The following is a 17755-nucleotide window of genomic DNA, read 5'->3' on the forward strand; positions in this document are numbered from 1 at the left end:
ACCTGGAGAGCAGGAACGCTGCCGCTTTCATGCTGAATAAAGACAGGATGATGAGAAAATGCAGCGTTATTTCGTAACACCGGAGCAGTTCGGGCCGGATACAGTAAGGATTGACGGCGAGGACGCCCGTCATATTGCCAAGGTCATGCGCGGCAAGGCCGGGGACAAGCTGATTGTCAGCGACGGTGTATCCCGCGAGGCGCTGGTGGAGATCGCTTCAATTGAGATTGGAGAAGTAACAGTCAGCATACTGGAAATGCTGGAAATGACCCATGAGCCGCGGATCAAGATCACGGTGGCCCAGAGTCTGCCCAAGGGAGATAAGCTGGAGACGGTGATTCAAAAATGCACCGAAATCGGCGCGGTGGCTTTTGCCCCTTTCCTCTCGGAGCGCACGATTGTGCAGTACGACGAGCGCAAGGAGAGCAAGCGGGTAGAACGCTGGCGCAAAATCTGCAAAGAAGCCGCCGAGCAGGCGCACCGGAACATCGTTCCCGCTGTACATTCGCCGCTTAGCTGGAAGCTGCTGCTGCAGAGCTTCAGCGAATATGACGCTGTATATTTTTGCTATGAGAAGGAAGAAGGGCTGCAGCTCCGCAGCGCAGCCGCACCGTGGTTATCCACCTTGCCGTCAGAGTCATCAGGCAAGGTGATGATTGTGGTCGGTCCTGAAGGCGGCTTCAGTCCTGAAGAATGCCGCGCAGCCGAAGAGGCCGGGGCAGTCTCCGTCGGGCTTGGACGCCGTATCCTGCGCTGCGAGACGGCGGGCATGGTAGCCGCAGCCTGCATGTTGTACGAATCCGGAGAAATGGGGGGAGCTTGAAGAATGCCATCCGTAGCATTTTATACTTTAGGTTGTAAGGTTAATTTCTATGACACTGAAGCCATCTGGCAGCTTTTCAAAAATGAAGGTTACGAGCAGGTGGATTTCGAGGGAACCGCTGATGTCTATTTGATCAACACATGTACTGTAACCAATACCGGCGACAAAAAAAGCCGCCAAATGATCCGCCGCGCCGTGCGCCGCAATCCCGAGGCTATTGTTGCTGTAACCGGATGTTATGCGCAGACCTCGCCCGGCGAGATTCTCGATATTCCCGGTGTCGATCTTGTTATCGGCAACCAGGACCGTGAGCACATTATGACCCATGTGAAGAATATTCAGGAATCGCGCGAGCCGGTAAATGCCGTGCGCAACATTATGAAGACACGCGAATTCGAGGAGCTGGATGTGCCGGGCTTTGCCGACCGGACGCGGGCTTTTATGAAAATCCAGGATGGCTGCAACAACTTTTGCACCTTCTGTATTATTCCGTGGTCGCGCGGACTGTCGCGCAGCCGTGATCCGAAGTCGATTGTAGCCCAGGCGCATCAGTTGGTGGAAGCCGGATATAAGGAATTTGTCCTGACCGGCATTCATACCGGAGGCTACGGGGATGATCTGGAGAATTACCGGCTCGCAGATCTGCTGTGGGAGCTGGACAAGGTGGATGGACTGGAACGGGTCCGCATCAGCTCAATTGAAGCCAGCCAGATTGACGGGAAGCTGCTTGAGGTGCTGAACCGCAGCTCCAAAATGTGCCGTCATCTGCACATTCCGCTGCAGGCCGGACACAACGAAGTTCTTAAAGCGATGCGCCGTAAGTATACAACAGAAGAGTATTACGCAAAAATGCAGCTCATCCGCGAGGCGATGCCGGATGTGGGCATTACCACTGACGTTATTGTCGGCTTCCCGGGCGAAACTGAGGAAATGTTCCGTGCCGGCTACGATTTCATGAAGACCGTCAACTACTCCGAGATGCATGTGTTCCCGTATTCCAAACGGACAGGCACTCCGGCGGCGCGGATGCTGAACCAGGTCGATGAAGAGATCAAGAACGCCCGTGTCCAGGAGCTGATCGACCTCTCCGAGGATATGCAGCTTGCCTATGCGCGGAAGTTCGTCGGCAAGACGCTGCCCGTCATTGCCGAGCGGTCGGCCAAGGATGCGCCGCAGCGCAGCACACAGCACGGCTTCAGCGACAACTACCTGCAGGTGTTTTTTGACGGCGATGATTCGCTGCAGGGAGAGCTCTGCCAGGTGAAGATCACAGAAGCGGGCGTGAATGAATGCCGGGGCGAGCTGGTCAGTGTGAGCCGGAGCGGGCTTCGGGAAAGCGTTGGTTAAATCTGAATGGCCCCACAGCCCCACTTTTGTGGGGCTGTTTTGCTGTTTGGGGTTATCTAGTTACAAAGTCCTGAATTGAGTTGAAACTGAAAATAAACTGAAAAAGGGTAAACACTCAGACCGAAATAGCCGATATAGTGGAAGAGTGTGGAAAATGAGTATCCATAATTTTACTGCCTAAGGAGAGAAACGATGACCGTGTACAGGAAAATGACCAAAATGCTCCTCATAATGATGTTGCTGACGGCGGTAGCTTTTCCGGTAAACGTCTTTGCAGCTACTGGCGACACTATTTCTATTGAATTCGACAGTTCGGCAAAAGTAGACCTTACCGTTGGGCAGACACCCAAGCAGATGAAGGTGTATGCCAACCTGGAAGGCACTTCTTCCAAAAGAGATGTAACGGCTGCCGCCCTGTGGATTTCTTCCAAGACTGATGTGGTTAAGGTTGTTAACGGGTTGCTGACCCCAGTAAACACCGGTACGTCAATGATTACAGCAACTTATAATAATGCAGTTGCATCTATCGAAGTGTCTGTTACATATCCATATAAGGATTTAACTCTGGAAAAAAGCTCCGAGGGCAATTATAAATTAGGTGACAGCGAAGCGTCGCTGGTTGTGAATGCGAAGGTTACCGGCGGCGAGTCGGCTGCTTCCGTGAAGGATGTTTCTGCTGATGCCGAATGGAGCAGTTCTAACGCTAATGTGCTCACCATTGCCAGCGGCAAAATTACCCTTGTGGGTGAAGGTACGGCGACGGTTACAGCCAAATACAAAGGCTTGACAGCCACCTTCAAAGCTGTGGTTCAACTGCCTTATTCAGCTATTGTGCTGAAAGATAAGAAGACTGGCACAACCGTTAAAGAGCTAGAAATGCTGGTCGGAGACAGTCCGTTACAATTGACAGCGATGACTAAAGCAACGGAGAACAGTTCCGAGAATGATATTGCTGATAAGGCAACCTGGACAAGCTCAAATGAGAGCATTGCCAAGGTGAAAACCGGGGAGATTACGGTGCTGGGTGCCGGCAAGGTGACCATTACAGCGAGCTATCTGGGAGTCTCCAAATCAATTGATGTCTATGTGCGTGCCCCTTATGAGGCGCTGCTGCTGAACCCGAGCGGCGATCAAACCCTCTTCCTCGGGGAGAGCCTAAGGGTAAAATCGTCTGTGCGGGATGCAGTGAATTCGACCAAAAATCAATCTACAAGTACGGTATGGAGCTCCGACAACCAGCTTACAGCAACGGTTGCGGCTGACACGGTAGTTTCAGAGGACGCTGCGGCTACTGTAACTGCCAAAGCGGTAGGTACTGCGGTGATCAAAGGCGATTACCTGGGCGTCAATAAGACGTTTAAGCTGACAGTGTATCCTAACCTTACAGACCTGACGATTGAAAAGAATGAACAGGAGCTGTACACAGCGGACACTGCAAGCCTGCCGAAGGTAAGCGGAACAAAATATGACGGAACCAAGCTCGACATGAGTGATGAAGTCGCATGGACATCCGCAAACGAAGAAATCGCTTCGATTAAGGATGGCAAGCTTGTCGGCGGCAAAGCAGGCACAGTAACCCTTACCGGCAAAATTAAAGAAAGCCCTGTTGCATCACCCGCTTCAGCCATCCGCAGCAAAACCGTTGAGCTGAAAGTAACTGTTCTGAATAAAGTGCTTGTTCTGATCGGGCCGGAAACTCCATTTGGTCTCGTTATCGGTGAAGAGAAGGCATTGCCTGCTGTGCAGGCGGTGCTGGAGAACGGCGATGAGCTGGATGTATCCGCGTTGATTAAATGGGAGGTTACCGGCAGCAATGCGGTGATTAAGCAGACAGCCAGCGGCAAGACAATCAAAGGTTTGGTGAAGGGCTCCGCTACACTAAAGGGAACCTACTCCAACAAAACGATCAGCATTCCGGTGACTATTGAGCAGAAGATTACGAAGCTGCTGGTGGAACCAAGTACACTTGAGATGAATCTTAGAGGCTCTAAGACCATTAAGGTTACCGGGGTTTTCACTAATGGCAAAACGGCGTTGTTCTCCGGGGCAATGAACTGGGAATCATCCAATCCGGCGGTTGCTACTGTGAATGGCGCTTCCGTGAAAGCTGTTGCCGAAGGCACAACAACGCTGACCGGATCTTATCAAGGAATCTCTGCAACCGTCAAAATCACTGTAGTTCCGAAGCTGACCAAGCTGACCATCAGTGAAAACAGGCTGCAACTGGCTCCGGGAGCCTCACAGGGAGTTGTGGTAACTGCGCTGTATGATACCGGTAAAACGGAGATTGTAACAGGAGCTGTAGCATGGACAAGCACTAAGCCTACAGTGGCCAGAATCAACACCTCCGGGACGATTACGGCAGTCAGCAAAGGCACTACCTCATTCAAAGGCAAGTTTGACAACAAAACAGTGTCGGTTTCCGTTACGGTTAAATAACCTGAATGATAGCGTAAATCCGCAATAAAACATCAGGACCTGCAAAGCCTCTTAATGGCAGTTGCAGGTCTTTTTTTGATCAGAAAAAATGCTCTTCCCTATAGTAATCCCCACTAAACAAATGTATAATATCAGAAAAGTACATAACAAAGTACAGTGGGGGAGATGAAGCAGGTGGCCAAGCAAAGGGTATTATCCATCAAAACGATTGTGGCAATTGGCATCGGTTCGGCGTTATTCGTAATCTTGGGGCGGTTCGGCTCCATTCCTTCCGGTATTCCCAATACCAACATTGAGACAACATATGCATTGCTTGCGCTGTTCGCCCTTTTGTACGGACCGGTTGCAGGGCTGCTAATCGGCCTGATCGGGCATACACTGAAGGATGCGATTTTCTACGGATCACCTTGGTTTAGCTGGGTGATTTCCTCCGGGCTGGTCGGGCTGATCATCGGGCTGCTTGTGACGAGAATAGCAATTCATGACGGGGAGTTCGGCAGAAAACAAATTATTAACTTCAATCTGGCCCAGATTGCGGCTAACGCTATCGCCTGGTTCGCGGTAGCTCCGCTGCTCGACATTCTCATATATGCAGAGCCGGCGAACAAAGTATTTACGCAGGGACTGATCGCCGGAGCGTCCAACATCGTCACGGTGGCGGTCATCGGTACGCTGCTTGCGGCGGCATATGCCAAGACGCGGACAAAGCAGGGTAGCCTCAGAAAGCTTGGATGAATTATAATACTTATCGAAGGCCGGTGCCCGTCACCGGCTTTTCTGTTTTTAACCATACTGCACGCGGGCAAAGAGGAAGGTCATTTATGAGTAAAACGGTACTCGAATTCACAGATTTCACGTTTAAATATCGAGCCCAGCAGGAGCCGACCTTACGCGGAATTAACCTTCAGATTCACGAGGGGGAGAAGGTGCTGATTGTCGGTCCTTCCGGCTCGGGCAAAAGCACGCTGGCTCACTGCATTAATGGCCTGATCCCTTTTGCTTATGCAGGGGAAATGAGCGGAGCCTTGAAGCTCATGGGGCAGGACACCAAGGAACTGGGGATCACCCAGCTTTCGAAAGCGGTCGGAACGGTGCTGCAGGACCCAGATGGGCAGTTTGTCGGCCTCACGGTTGGGGAGGACATTGCCTTCAGTCTGGAGAATGCGGCAACTCCGCAAGCTGAGATGAGGATCAGGGTGGCGGCTGCGGCCAGAGCTGCAGATATTCAGGAGCTGCTGTCAGCATCCCCGCAGGAGCTATCCGGCGGGCAAAAGCAGAAAACAATGCTGGCCGGAGTGCTTGTCGGCAATGTGGATATCCTGCTGTTCGATGAGCCGCTCGCCAGCCTTGACCCGTACACCGGCACCAAAGCCATTGAACTGATTGACCGGGTTCAGCGGGAGACCGGCAAGACGGTCATTATCATTGAGCATCGCCTCGAAGAAGTGCTGCACCGTTCGGTTGACCGCATCATCGTTATGAACGACGGAGCGATAGCTGCGGATATGCCGGCTGCCGAACTGCTCTGCTCCGGCTTGCTCCCGGAAACGGGCATTCGCGAGCCGCTCTACATAACTGCCATGAAATATGCCGGCTGCGGGATTACACCGCAGATTCATCCTGAGCATCTGGAAGCTATGAATCTGGAAGAAAGTGTACACAAGCTCAGACAGTGGTATGACAGCAGCAATAATCCACCGGAAGTACGGAAGAATCCTCCGCTGCTTGAACTGAAGGAGGTTTCATTCGGCTATGACAAGAACACTCCAGTGCTGCAGCGGCTTTCATTCAGCGTCCGCCGTGGCGAGATGCTCTGCATCGCCGGAAGGAACGGTGCAGGCAAGTCTACCGTTTCGAAGCTGATTTGCGGCTTTTACCGGCCTTCTTCCGGCTCCATCCTGCTGAACGGACGCGATATCGGACGCGACACCATTAAAGAGCGGGCAGAGCATATCGGCTTTGTGATGCAAAATCCGAATCATATGATTTCCAGAACACTAATCTATGACGAGGTGGCCCTGGGGCTTCAACTGCGTGGCGTGGAGGAAGAGGTGATCCGGGAGCGGGTTCATGAGACGCTGAAAATATGCGGCCTGCATGCCTTCCGGGAATGGCCGGTCTCGGCGCTCAGCTATGGACAGAAGAAGCGGGTTACGATTGCTTCGATTCTTGTGCTGGAGCCGGAGGTGATCATCCTGGATGAGCCGACGGCTGGGCAGGATTTCAGACATTACAACGAAATGATGGAGTTTCTGCTTGCGCTAAGCGGCCGGGGAATTACGGTAATTATGATCACGCACGATATGCACCTGATGCTGGAGTATGCGCAGCGGACGATTGTGCTGGCGGAGGGTGTGAAGCTGGCGGACGACCGCCCGGAACGGATTTTATCGGACAAGAGTATTGTAAGCAGCGCCAACCTGAAGATGACCTCGCTGTTTGCTCTGGCAGAGAAGGCCGGAATGGAGCAGCCGGAGGAATTCGTCCGCCGCTATATTGCTCATGACAGGAAGGTGCGGCGGGGATGAAAGCAAAGATGCTGACGTTTACGAACCAGGATTCCCCCGTTCACCGGCTTACCGGGGCGACCAAGCTGATTGTATTTACAGTCTGGTCGGTTTCGGCGATGGTCACCTATGATACCAGATGTCTGCTTGTCATGCTGCTGATCAGTCTGGCTATCTTCAGAATCTCCCGGGTCCGGTTTCAAGATTACGCTTTTGTACTCTATTTTATATTATTGTTTTTTCTGCTGAACCATCTCGCCATCTTCATATTTTCTCCTTTGGAGGGTACGCGGATCTATGGCGCGAGGCATGATCTTCTTCATCTGGGCGGACGGTATACTTTAACGGCGGAGCAGCTTTTCTATCAGTTCAATATCGCTCTGAAGTATGCCGTGGTAATTCCAATGGCGCTTCTGTTCCTGCTGACGACAGACCCCAGTGAATTTGCCGCATCGCTGAACCGGGTTGGGGTGAATTACAAAATTGCGTACTCCGTCTCACTGGCACTGCGGTATATCCCCGATATTCAGCGTGACTATGAGAATATCTCCTTCTCGGCCCAGGCACGGGGAATCGACATCTCCCGCAAAGAAAAATTGCCGAGGCGGCTGAAGAACATCGTTTCAATCCTGATGCCCCTGATCCTGAGCAGCATTGAGCGGATTGAGAAGATCAGCACTGCGATGGAGCTGCGCGGCTTTGGGAGCAACCGCAAACGTACCTGGTACAGTGCCCGTCCGTTCGCCAGAAATGATTATGTGGTAGTGGCGCTGATTCTGGGAATGGCGGTGGCGGTCACGGTGATTACCTTTTATGATGGATCGCGGTTTTATAATATTTTTAAGTAGCCGGGTATTTGAAGTATAATGGTACAGCGATAATGTGCCCGGGCGACAGAACGCTGTGAAGCTCCGGGTCTTCCTTGAAAAATGTCTATGTCTGGAGCCGGTTTTCCAGCCGGGTCCAGACGGGCAAATAACACAGCGGCAGAACGCCGAGGGAGCAGACGACATTGAAAATCGTCTGGGCATGGGCGAGCTGTGCGGCGGGTCCGCCGCCGATCCAGGCTGAGGCGGCTTGCAGCGGCTGGATCAAGGGTAGGAACAGCAGTGCCCCGCCGACATTAAGCGTCACATGCGACCAGGCGACGAACACGCCTGAAGGCGAGCCGCCGATGGAGGCAATGACGGCGGTGACGCAGGTGCCAACGTTCGCGCCGAGCATGATGGCGATGCCAAGCGCCGGCGGCATCACCCCCGAGGCGGTCAGGCTCATCGCCATGCCGATGACCGCCGCGCTGCTGTGCAGCATTGCGGTCAGGCAGGCACCTGCCGCCAGGCCCCATAGCGCGCTGGTGGCGGCATGGTCCAGGAACCAGCGGAACAGCCCGCTGGCTTGCAGAGCGGGGCCAATCGACTGCATGACCGCGATGCCCCAGAGGACCATCGCGAACCCGGCCACCGCCAGGCTGATGAACTGTAGCGGGATGGCGATTCTGCGGCAGGCCTCCGCCGCACGCCAGGCAGTTGGCCGCAGCTCGCCGAGCATGACGGCCGCAGCCCAGAGGCATAGCGCGCCCGCCAGCAGCGGCGTGGCCATAGAGCTGATCTGGAGTCCGATCAGCTCCGTAGTCAGGCAGGTGCCGATGTTGCTGCCGAGAATAATGCCCAGTGTGCGGGCATAAGTCAGCAGCCCGGCATTGACCATGCCAATCGTCAGCACCGTGACGGCGGTGCTGCTCTGCAGCAGCGCGGACAGCAGGCTGCTGGCGACCAGCCCCTTCAGCGGGGTAGAGGTTGCCGAATGCAGCCCCTTGACCAGCAGCGGACCAGCCAGCCGGGCTAGTGCGGCTTCCATCAGCTTCATGCCGGCAAGAAAGATCACAAGACCATATATGACAGGGAACAGCACATCACGGATCATAAGGGGCAGGCTCCTTTGGCGCGGGGTTGTACACCAATATATGAATAGAATCATGGGGACATGTACGCAATCTTTCACAGCAATTAGAGAAATTCACAGATCATAAGGGAGTTGAAGTCATTGGCATCGGTTACTTTGGAGAAGAACCGCAAGAAAAGACTGGAGCAGGGTCATCCCTGGGTGTATGCGGGGGAGGTAGCATCCGTGGAGGGGGAGCCGCAGCCCGGAGGGCTTGTGGAGGTTCTGAATCATCAAGGGCGCTTTCTGGCGACAGGCTATTACAATCCGGCTTCGCAAATCCGGGTCCGCATTGTATCGCAGGGACCGCTTGCAGCTATGGATACGGGATTTTTCGTGGAGCGATTTACAGAGTGCCTTCGGCATAGAGAACGCTTCCTGCCGGGAGCGGATGCATACCGTCTTGTTTACGGGGAAGCGGATTTTCTGCCCGGGCTGATTGTGGACCGCTTCGGCGAGGTGCTGGTTGTTCAGCTCCTTACGCTTGGCATGGACAAGCAGCGTGCCGAGATTGTAGAGGCTCTGGTTCAGGTGATGGCTCCGCACGGCATCTATGAGCGCAGCGATGTTAGTGTCCGGGAGCTGGAAGGCCTGGAACAGACAACGGGGGTATTGTATGGAGAATGCCCGCGCCATGTGACGGTAAGCGAGAACGGACTGAAGCTGACTGTCGATATTGAAGAGGGCCAGAAGACGGGATACTTCTTCGACCAGCGCGAGAATAGAGCCTCCATCGCTCCGCTGATGCTGGGCTGGGGCGGCCGCAGCGGCATTGAGCTGCAGGAGATGGAAGGCGAAGACGGCCAGAAGATGAACTTGCCGGTTAATAAGAGCGGCAAAGTGGTCACCTTCCCGTATTGGGATGGGGCGACGGTGCTGGAATGTTTTGCCCATACGGGGAGCTTTACGCTGCATGCCTGCAAATATGGCGCCAAGAAGGTAACCTGTCTCGACGTATCCGCTCATGCGATTGAGAGCGCCAAGACCAATGTGGAGCTGAACGGCTTCACTGACCGGGTCGAATTTGTGGTGGACGATGCGTTTCAATATTTGCGCAATCAGGTGAAGGGCTTGGAGGAACGGGCTGAGCGGGCCTCCGCCGGCAGCTCCGAGGGAGCCAAGAAGACCGACACGGCGAAGCCGATGACTGCAGGGGGAGGTCGGACCTGGGATGTCGTTATCCTGGACCCGCCTGCTTTTGCCAAAACCAAAGGTGCGGTGGCCGGAGCCGTACGCGGGTACAAGGACATTAATCTGCACGGGATGAAGCTGGTGAACGAAGGCGGTTATCTGGTTACTGCGAGCTGCTCCTACCATATGCAGCCGGACTTGTTCCTGGAGACGATTGCCGATGCGGCCAAGGACGCAGGCAAGGTGCTGCGCCTTATTGAATGGCGGGCCGCCGGCAAGGACCACCCGCAGATTCTCGGCGTGAACGAAGGACACTACTTGAAGTTTGCCATCTTTGAGGTGCGCAGTAAGAGATAATGGCAGCGAGAGCTGCTTAACACACAAAATAGGCCAACCAGAGGTTTCTGGCTGACCTAATAATACGAAAAGAGTCTCTATAACAGAGGCTCTTTTCTATATGAACTAAAGAAAACATAAAAAGGGCAGAAGTAGCGGAGGGGAAGTTTGGATACTTACGGAGCGGTAGCGACCGCCTTTATGTTTGGATTTCTACCGCGGCCAGCGGACCAAAATCAGGAAATCCAAACATAACAGCGGCCGGAAGTCCAAACATTCCCCGCAGTTACGACCAGGCCCCAATATGAAAATCTATAGTCCATTGCCCAAAGGCCTACTTAATATGCTGCCTGCGGTACTGATAAGGGGTTACGCCATATTGATCCTTGAACAGCTTGATGAAATACTGGTTTTTCTTGTAGCCGACCAGCCGGGAGATATCGACTACGTGCAAGCTGGAATCTATTAATAGCTGTGAGGCTTTCTCCAGTCTTTTCATCGAAATGTAGGCAGACAGGTTTTCCCCGGTTTCTTGTTTGTACAACTTGGACAGGTATACAGGATGGAGGTGGGCGATTTTGCCCAAATCCTCCAGGCTCAGGCCTTCACTGATGTGATCGGCAATATAGGTCTGGATCGTATGTACAATCTGATGATTGGCGCAATCGGCATTCTTGTTCCATTCACTGATGCTCAGCAAGATGGACTTAAGAGCCGCATCCGGCTCCGACAATTGATAGAACAGCAAATCAGCAACCTCGGCAGACTGCAAAAAATTGGACTCACGGTATAAGAAATGGACGAATTCCAGAAGATACAGCAGCTTGTGTTTTCTGACGGTCAATTGGGCGAATTTCTTCAGCATATTCCTCCGTACAAGCTCCCACTGCGTTGCATCAAATTTGCTGGGCAAATTCCAATCCTTCCATCGGGCAAAGTCACTGGCATCCATATCCTCATGATGGAAAAAGCTATAAAAATGATGGCGCACCGTATTTTTTTTGCCCAGCTCAAAGCTTTGGGAAAAGTGAATATGCTCCATCTTGTCTTGCAGGCTGCCCATTCTGCTGGTTAAGACAAGCCCTGCCAATCCAGACGGCGTCTGCCAAATAAAATCCTCCAGACCCTCACTGTTGTCTCTAAGCGTGATTTCAGCTTGCCCCCCGCCATCAGGAACTTGAAAGAAACAAAAGGATAACGTGTTCAAGGAAGGATCAGCGTGGCTGACAGAATGGACTGGGGACTGCTGCTCACTGATAACCGACAGCAAATAACCCGGCCCATCAAGCTCCTCCTTATCCGGGGGAGTCTCACCGATGTGCTTAACAACACTCTGCATAGCCTTCTCCATATCCTCTTTATCCACCGGCTTCAGCAGATAATCGAGCGCCCCCAAACGGATAGCGCTTTGAGCATAATCAAATTGGGAATAACCGGACAGAATAATCACCTTCGTTCGGAGCATATGCTTGTTCACATGTTCCAGAAGATCAAGGCCGGACACCTCGGGCATGCGAATATCGGTAATCAGAATATCTGTCTGGCCCTGATCCAGAATTGCCTTGGCTTCAATAGAGTTGGTGGTGGTCTCAATGTGGTCAACCCCGTATTTGGTCCAATCCAGCAGATGCTTTAAATATTCCACGATATAGAATCCGTCATCAACAATTAACAGTCTCATGCTGCCCCGCCCCTATCAAGTGAAAAGTCAATGTAAATCAGTACCGACAAGCCTCCCCGGTCATTATTGAAAAATCTCAGCCCGCTTAGCGGACCATACGCATTGATCAACCGCTGATTGATGTTCCAGAGGCCAATTCCCCGGGTCCCTTCAGGCGGTGTTTCCTGCGTAATTGTGGCTGCGAGCTGCTGCATTTCACCAGGTGCCAGCCCTTTGCCGTCATCGGCAATAAGGATGAGCGCCCCGTCATCGAGAGCTTTGATATCTATGGATATGCGGCAGGCGCCCTGCCGTTCTTCAATCCCATGCTGAATCGCATTTTCAACAATAGGCTGAATAATAAGCGGCATAATGCGGTGCTCCCCTAGCCCGGGCGGCAGATTAATTTCATATTGGATTCTTTTGCTGAGCGACATGATGGACAGGTAATGCTCGGCAAGCTGCAATTCGGACCCCAGTGTGGCATCATGCGCATCCAGTTTGGTCAAATAGCGGTAGTACTCGGCCAGATGCTTGCTCATTTGCATGACAGCTTCCGGTGAGGACTTAGCCATCGACATAATAAAGAACAGGCTGTTATAGAGAAAATGCGGATTGATTTGCGCCTGAAGCTGCTTGATTTCCGCGTTTTTTCTTAGCTCTGTCTCAATTTTCAGGGATGCGAAGAGGGTCTGGATTTTGCTGACCATGTGGTTGAAGCTTTTAAAAAGATTATGGAACTCATTGACCGGGTTTGCGCTGATCCGGGTGCTGTAATTTCCCGCTTCTACTTGGTTGAACTTCTTATCCAGCAAATACACATTCCTGAAAAAATTCCGGTAAAACATGAGAATGACAATAAGGCCGATGATCAGAATGACCAGAATGCTCACGAAGAAAACCTGCTGCTGCAGGTAGAGCGGATTCATTAATTCACTCACCCGTGTGTAGGTAACGAGATAGGTGTCGATCGGTTCGATGTACTTGGACAAGACATAATAATCTTCATGGTTGATATGATAATCAAATTTTAAAATGTTCTGCGGATCAGGTGTAATTGTGGCCTTTGCCTTCTGCTGAATTGTGCTGTCCACCGTTTTGTCGCTGATTAGAATGCTTTTGTTGACGAGAAAAAAAGCATTGGAGCTGCCGCCGTTAACCGCCTTATCCAATAGATTGCTTAAGTAGCCTGTATTTAGCTTAACACCTACAACATATTGAATATTGGCCGGATTCTTGGGCTGATGAATATACGGATAGACCGAGAAATAATACAGGCTGTTATTGACGGTTTGCCACCCCCGTTGCTGTACCTTCTCAAAAGGCAGCTTATCCAGCGGATAATGTCCTGTGGAGATAAAGGTGCCCTCGGCCCGCCAATAAATCCCGATGGATTCAATGGCTTGACTGGAGAGAAGGGGATCGGAAATCCGGTCAACAATATCGTTTTTCTTCATCTGGGCATCATAGTTGCTTAAATCCTGTATCCTGCTCTGATAGAAACGTACGGAGTTGTCAGCCGTGAACTGAATGCCGTACAGACTGGCTTCTGAGACTACACCATCAACAATGCTCTCTGTATAAGCAAGCTGGTTTTTGGAGGCATTGATCAAGCTCTCTTGAATGGTTTTCGAACCCAAGGTGTTCAGAATAAAGAACAAGCCTAAGGTAAGCAGAAGGAAAAAAACAAAGAAATATATAAAGCGCTTCATATTTACTTTTCTGATCATCAACACTTCCCCCGTAAGGTATATGAATATCATAAACCCTAAATTCCAAAAGAAAAGTCTAAGGCGGCCTATAAAATGAAAGCGCTTATAAAGTGATTGAAACATTGGCTATGATGTTTAGATTGAGACATTTTAGAATGAAAGCGCCTTTGCTATCATGAACCTTGAACAGAAACAGACTTCTGAGATTCGGGAAAAGGGGGTAAGGAAAATTACTCAGGTCATGAATACCCAAGCAAAAAAAAATCCGTGGAAAAAGGAGATCAAGAAGCATTGGCCTTTATATGTGTTGTGTCTCCCGGCCTTGATTTTTGTGCTGATCTTTGCCTACGGCCCGATGGTGGGTCTCGTCATAGCGTTCCAGAACTATAAGCCGTGGCTTGGCATCACCCGATCAGCCTGGATCGGCATGGATAACTTCGCGAGAATATTCCAGTACGAGGAATCGACGCAGGCTATTGTCAACACCCTTATTATTGCAGTCATTAAGATCATCGTGGGGATTATCGTTCCAATCATCATGGCCATTCTGCTTAATGAAATCCGCCATGTCGGAACCAAGAAAAGCATCCAGACCCTGGTGTATCTGCCGCACTTTCTGTCCTGGGTAACGATAGCAGGGATCATGATTGATATTCTGGGGCTCGACGGCGGGATTAACCATTTGCTGGCCAGCATCTTTGGAACGAAGCCTATTTTTTTTCTTGGGGACCCGGCGCTGTTCAGGCCTACCATTATTATCAGCGACCTCTGGAAAAACTTTGGCTTCGGCATGATCGTCTATTTAGCCACCATCACAGGCATTGATCCTTCCTACTATGAGGCGGCTGAAATAGATGGTGCTTCGCGGAGACAGCAGATCCGGCATGTTACGCTGCCCGGCATGCTGCCGATGATCATCGTAATTGCCACGTTAAGTCTTGGCAGCGTTCTCGATGCGGGTTTTGACCAGATTTTCAACCTGTACAATCCGCTTGTATACAGCACAGGGGACATTATAGATACCTATGTGTACCGCTCATCCCTGCTGAACGGACAATATGGCTTCGGTACCGCCGTCGGCTTGTTCAAGTCAGGTATCAGCTTTGTCTTGATCGTTATCTCCTACCGGATCGCCTATAAGGCCGCCAACTACAAAATTTTTTAGAAAGGAGGGAGGAGTGTGTATCATAAGTCCAAGGGGTATAAGGTATTTTCAGTCTTCAATTATATCTTTCTGATTCTCATCGCCTTATCGTGTTTTCTGCCGCTGCTCCATTTGCTGGCGCAATCTTTCAGCAGCAAGGCGGCGGTCAACGGCAGCCTCGTATCCTTCTGGCCGGTTGATTTTAATACGGATGCTTATGCCAAAACCTTTCGAAACTCAAATTTCATCGGCTCCATGCAAATTTCAGTGGTTAGAACGGTTCTGGGCACCTCAATCGGGATGCTGATCATTACGATGGCGGGTTATGCTTTATCCAAGGAGTTCCGCGGGCGCAATGTGCTGATGTGGATTTTCGTATTCACGATGCTGTTCTCCGGCGGCCTGATTCCTTCTTACATCCTGGTCACCAAGCTTGGACTCAAGGACACGATTTGGTCGCTGGTGCTTCCGGGTGCTTTTGGCGCGTATAACCTGATCCTGATTATGAACTTTTTCAAAACGATTCCCAAAGCGCTCGAAGAGGCGGCGTTTATTGACGGGGCATCCTTCTTCGGGATTTTTCGCAAAATCTACCTGCCGCTGTCCCTCCCGGGCCTGGCTACCGTTGGCTTGTTCATCATGGTGGGGCACTGGAATTCCTGGTTTGACGGGATCTTGTACATGTCCAATACAACCAAGTATCCACTCGCTTCTTTTTTGCAGACAGTCGTTGTGCAGAGCAATGCCCAGAGCATGGCCATGAGCCAGTCAGAGGCGGCAGCGATGTCGGAGCAAAGCATAAAGGCCGCACAAATCTTCATCAGCACATTGCCGATTATTCTGGTCTACCCGTTCCTGCAGAGATATTTTGTCAAAGGGATTGTGCTGGGGGCCGTGAAGGAATAACCAAATTACTTAATAGAATAGGGGCCTAATTTATGAAAAAGACAGGTATAATACTCTCTTCTGTACTCCTGACCGCAGGACTGCTCGCAGGCTGTTCTTCGGGCAATAAGGGTTCGGGTTCGGTGGCGGAAGCCACGCTGAAAGACGGCAAATACGATCCTCCGGTCAAGATCACCATCGCGAAGCAACAGGATGAAAATGCCGGCAAATATATCAACGGCGAAAGCCTGAACGACAATGTGCTGACCCGCTGGGGTACCAAGAATCTTGGCATTACCATCGAAACGACGCTGCTGGGCGGGGATGCGGCCCAATATAACACCAAGCTGCGGCTTGCGCTAACCGGCTCCGAGAAGCTCCCGGATGTTCTGCCTGTATACGACACGACGCTGGAGAATGATTTGATTCAATCAGGACTGGTCAAGGACATCACTGAAGATATCAAGAAATATATGCCGGACCGGTTAAAAGAAATTTATAAGCAGTATCCATCCACGTTCAATCCGGTGATCCAGGACGGCAAGGTGTACGGGATGGCGATTTCGCCCAATCTGACCGAAGGTGAAGTGATGCTGATTCGCCAGGATTGGCTGGATAAGCTGAAGCTGAAAGCGCCCACGACCATTGATGAATTTGAAAAGGTGATTGCCGCCTTTACCAATGATGACCCGGACGGGAACGGCAAGCAGGATACCTACGGATTTGACTTCTCCGGTAAAGATTCCTATAACACAGGATGGGTCAGCGACTCGGTGATGATTTTCAGCGCATTTACAGGCAAGAATCTTCCAGGCTCCTGGCATGAGGAGAACGGCAAGCTTACCTACGGGTCGGTGGCGGAAGGCAACAAGGAGGCGCTGTCCAAGCTCCGCGACTGGTATTCGAAAGGTTATTTGAATAAAGAATTGGCAACTCAGGGCGCTTGGGATGCGCTCGCTGATTTTACTGAAGGCAAGGCGGGGATTATTATTGGCCGTCCTTGGCTGTACGGCAGCGTGAAAGACGTTGAAGCTAATGTTAAGGATGCGAAAATCAGTGCCTACCCAACGATCAATGGGGTCAGCGGAGATAAGACATACCAATCGGGCCAATTGAATGACGGTGTGTTCATGTTCAACAAAGACTTCAATAATATGGAAGCGTTCTTCCTGTATTATGATAAGCTGTATGATGCGGCATTTGGTACCGGGGATTTCAAATACGGTTATGCCCAAGGCTACGACTATGACATTGTTGACGGTCAGGTTACCTTTGACCCCAAGAAATTCAAGACGCCTCTCGACGCCGTCCAAGGGGTAGGGAAGATGGCATTTACCAAGAATACGCCTAGTGTTGATGGTCCGGGAAAATCTTTTGCTGATCTTGCGGGCGGCGCCAAAGCGGATACCGGGGTACTGATGAGATCGGATGCGCTGGATCAGACGATGAAGGAAGGTTATGTAATTTCTTACAAGAATAGCGAATCCCTGCTGCCAAGCGCGTTCAACGGTCCGCCAACCAAGACGATGCAAAGCTCATGGGAACAACTTACGACGATGGAAAAGGAAACCTTCACCAAGATCATCTACAGCAAAGAGCCGCTCAGCGCTTATGATGATTTTGTAAAACAATGGAATGAAAAAGGCGGCACCCAAATTACGGAAGAGGTCAACGCATGGTATGAAAATGCCAGCAAGGTGGATGTAATGTCCAATATGGGCTTGAAGTGAGCGGGGCAATGTTTCCCGTAAAATAACAAATAAAGGCGCTACGCTGGCAGAGTGTTCCTACTGGGAATGATCTGCCGGCTTTTTTTGTGTATTTGTACGG

General features: G+C 51.3%; 13 protein-coding genes. 10 read left to right on the plus strand and 3 right to left on the minus strand.

Annotated features, from left to right (window positions below):
• Positions 1 to 58: 58 nt before the first annotated feature.
• From B212_RS0104475 to B212_RS0104500, 6 genes are all read left to right on the plus strand, one after another.
• The gene (locus tag B212_RS0104475) at positions 59 to 823 is read left to right on the plus strand and encodes an RsmE family RNA methyltransferase (protein ID WP_019909218.1); all 765 of its coding nucleotides are present in this window, start codon (positions 59 to 61) and stop codon (positions 821 to 823) included.
• Positions 824 to 826: 3 nt separating this feature from the next.
• Complete coding sequence (mtaB, locus tag B212_RS0104480; protein WP_019909219.1) at positions 827 to 2170, plus strand: tRNA (N(6)-L-threonylcarbamoyladenosine(37)-C(2))-methylthiotransferase MtaB; 1344 nt, start codon at positions 827 to 829, stop codon at positions 2168 to 2170.
• Between the two features lie 192 nt (positions 2171 to 2362).
• A complete protein-coding gene (locus tag B212_RS0104485; protein WP_019909220.1) occupies positions 2363 to 4609 on the plus strand; it encodes an Ig-like domain-containing protein in 2247 nt (748 codons plus the stop codon).
• A gap of 165 nt (positions 4610 to 4774) precedes the next feature.
• Positions 4775 to 5344: an ECF-type riboflavin transporter substrate-binding protein gene (locus tag B212_RS0104490; protein ID WP_019909222.1), complete on the plus strand. Its 570-nt coding sequence runs from the start codon at positions 4775 to 4777 to the stop codon at positions 5342 to 5344.
• Positions 5345 to 5430: 86 nt separating this feature from the next.
• Positions 5431 to 7137: an ABC transporter ATP-binding protein gene (locus B212_RS0104495; RefSeq protein WP_019909223.1), complete on the plus strand. Its 1707-nt coding sequence runs from the start codon at positions 5431 to 5433 to the stop codon at positions 7135 to 7137.
• The gene (locus B212_RS0104500; protein WP_019909225.1) at positions 7134 to 7964 is read left to right on the plus strand and encodes an energy-coupling factor transporter transmembrane component T family protein; all 831 of its coding nucleotides are present in this window, start codon (positions 7134 to 7136) and stop codon (positions 7962 to 7964) included. Before B212_RS0104495 ends, B212_RS0104500 begins: the two co-directional genes overlap by 4 nt.
• 85 nt (positions 7965 to 8049) lie before the next feature.
• On the opposite strand, the gene B212_RS0104505 is transcribed toward B212_RS0104500, so the two are convergent.
• Positions 8050 to 9039, minus strand: coding sequence for a Na/Pi cotransporter family protein (locus tag B212_RS0104505; protein ID WP_019909226.1), 990 nt, complete (start codon positions 9037 to 9039; stop codon positions 8050 to 8052).
• Between the two features lie 120 nt (positions 9040 to 9159).
• Here B212_RS0104505 and B212_RS0104510 point away from each other — a divergent pair, with 120 nt between their 5' ends.
• Positions 9160 to 10545, plus strand: coding sequence for a class I SAM-dependent rRNA methyltransferase (locus tag B212_RS0104510; RefSeq protein WP_019909228.1), 1386 nt, complete (start codon positions 9160 to 9162; stop codon positions 10543 to 10545).
• 313 nt (positions 10546 to 10858) lie between these two features.
• Here the strand turns inward: B212_RS0104510 and B212_RS0104515 are convergent, their stop codons facing one another.
• Positions 10859 to 12205: a response regulator gene (locus B212_RS0104515; RefSeq protein WP_019909229.1), complete on the minus strand. Its 1347-nt coding sequence runs from the start codon at positions 12203 to 12205 to the stop codon at positions 10859 to 10861.
• Positions 12202 to 13914, minus strand: coding sequence for a sensor histidine kinase (locus B212_RS0104520; RefSeq protein ID WP_019909230.1), 1713 nt, complete (start codon positions 13912 to 13914; stop codon positions 12202 to 12204). Before B212_RS0104520 ends, B212_RS0104515 begins: the two co-directional genes overlap by 4 nt.
• A 223-nt stretch (positions 13915 to 14137) precedes the next feature.
• On the opposite strand from B212_RS0104520, the gene B212_RS0104525 reads away from it, so the two are divergent.
• The 3 genes from B212_RS0104525 to B212_RS0104535 are packed head-to-tail and all read left to right on the plus strand — an operon-like array spanning position 14138 to position 17655.
• A complete protein-coding gene (locus B212_RS0104525; RefSeq protein WP_019909231.1) occupies positions 14138 to 15061 on the plus strand; it encodes an ABC transporter permease in 924 nt (307 codons plus the stop codon).
• Between the two features lie 15 nt (positions 15062 to 15076).
• Positions 15077 to 15946, plus strand: a complete 870-nt coding sequence (locus tag B212_RS0104530) for a carbohydrate ABC transporter permease (RefSeq protein WP_019909232.1) — start codon at positions 15077 to 15079, stop codon at positions 15944 to 15946.
• 32 nt (positions 15947 to 15978) lie between these two features.
• Positions 15979 to 17655 carry an extracellular solute-binding protein gene (locus B212_RS0104535; protein WP_019909234.1) on the plus strand — a complete coding sequence of 559 codons (1677 nt, stop codon included), beginning with the start codon at positions 15979 to 15981 and terminating at the stop codon, positions 17653 to 17655.
• The last annotated feature ends 100 nt before the right edge of the window (positions 17656 to 17755 follow it).

Source organism: Paenibacillus sp. HW567 (assembly GCF_000374185.1).
Lineage (GTDB): Bacteria > Bacillota > Bacilli > Paenibacillales > Paenibacillaceae > Paenibacillus_AQ.

What these genes read in the sequence shown, in the direction of transcription:
- B212_RS0104475 (WP_019909218.1), top strand. Translation starts at nt 59, where the DNA reads ATGCAGCGTTATTTCGTAACACCGGAGCAGTTCGGGCCGGATACAGTA.
- mtaB (WP_019909219.1), top strand. Translation starts at nt 827, where the DNA reads ATGCCATCCGTAGCATTTTATACTTTAGGTTGTAAGGTTAATTTCTAT.
- B212_RS0104485 (WP_019909220.1), top strand. Translation starts at nt 2,363, where the DNA reads ATGACCGTGTACAGGAAAATGACCAAAATGCTCCTCATAATGATGTTG.
- B212_RS0104490 (WP_019909222.1), top strand. Translation starts at nt 4,775, where the DNA reads ATGAAGCAGGTGGCCAAGCAAAGGGTATTATCCATCAAAACGATTGTG.
- B212_RS0104495 (WP_019909223.1), top strand. Translation starts at nt 5,431, where the DNA reads ATGAGTAAAACGGTACTCGAATTCACAGATTTCACGTTTAAATATCGA.
- B212_RS0104500 (WP_019909225.1), top strand. Translation starts at nt 7,134, where the DNA reads ATGAAAGCAAAGATGCTGACGTTTACGAACCAGGATTCCCCCGTTCAC.
- B212_RS0104505 (WP_019909226.1), bottom strand. Translation starts at nt 9,039, where the DNA reads ATGATCCGTGATGTGCTGTTCCCTGTCATATATGGTCTTGTGATCTTT.
- B212_RS0104515 (WP_019909229.1), bottom strand. Translation starts at nt 12,205, where the DNA reads ATGAGACTGTTAATTGTTGATGACGGATTCTATATCGTGGAATATTTA.
- B212_RS0104520 (WP_019909230.1), bottom strand. Translation starts at nt 13,914, where the DNA reads ATGATCAGAAAAGTAAATATGAAGCGCTTTATATATTTCTTTGTTTTT.
- B212_RS0104525 (WP_019909231.1), top strand. Translation starts at nt 14,138, where the DNA reads ATGAATACCCAAGCAAAAAAAAATCCGTGGAAAAAGGAGATCAAGAAG.
- B212_RS0104535 (WP_019909234.1), top strand. Translation starts at nt 15,979, where the DNA reads ATGAAAAAGACAGGTATAATACTCTCTTCTGTACTCCTGACCGCAGGA.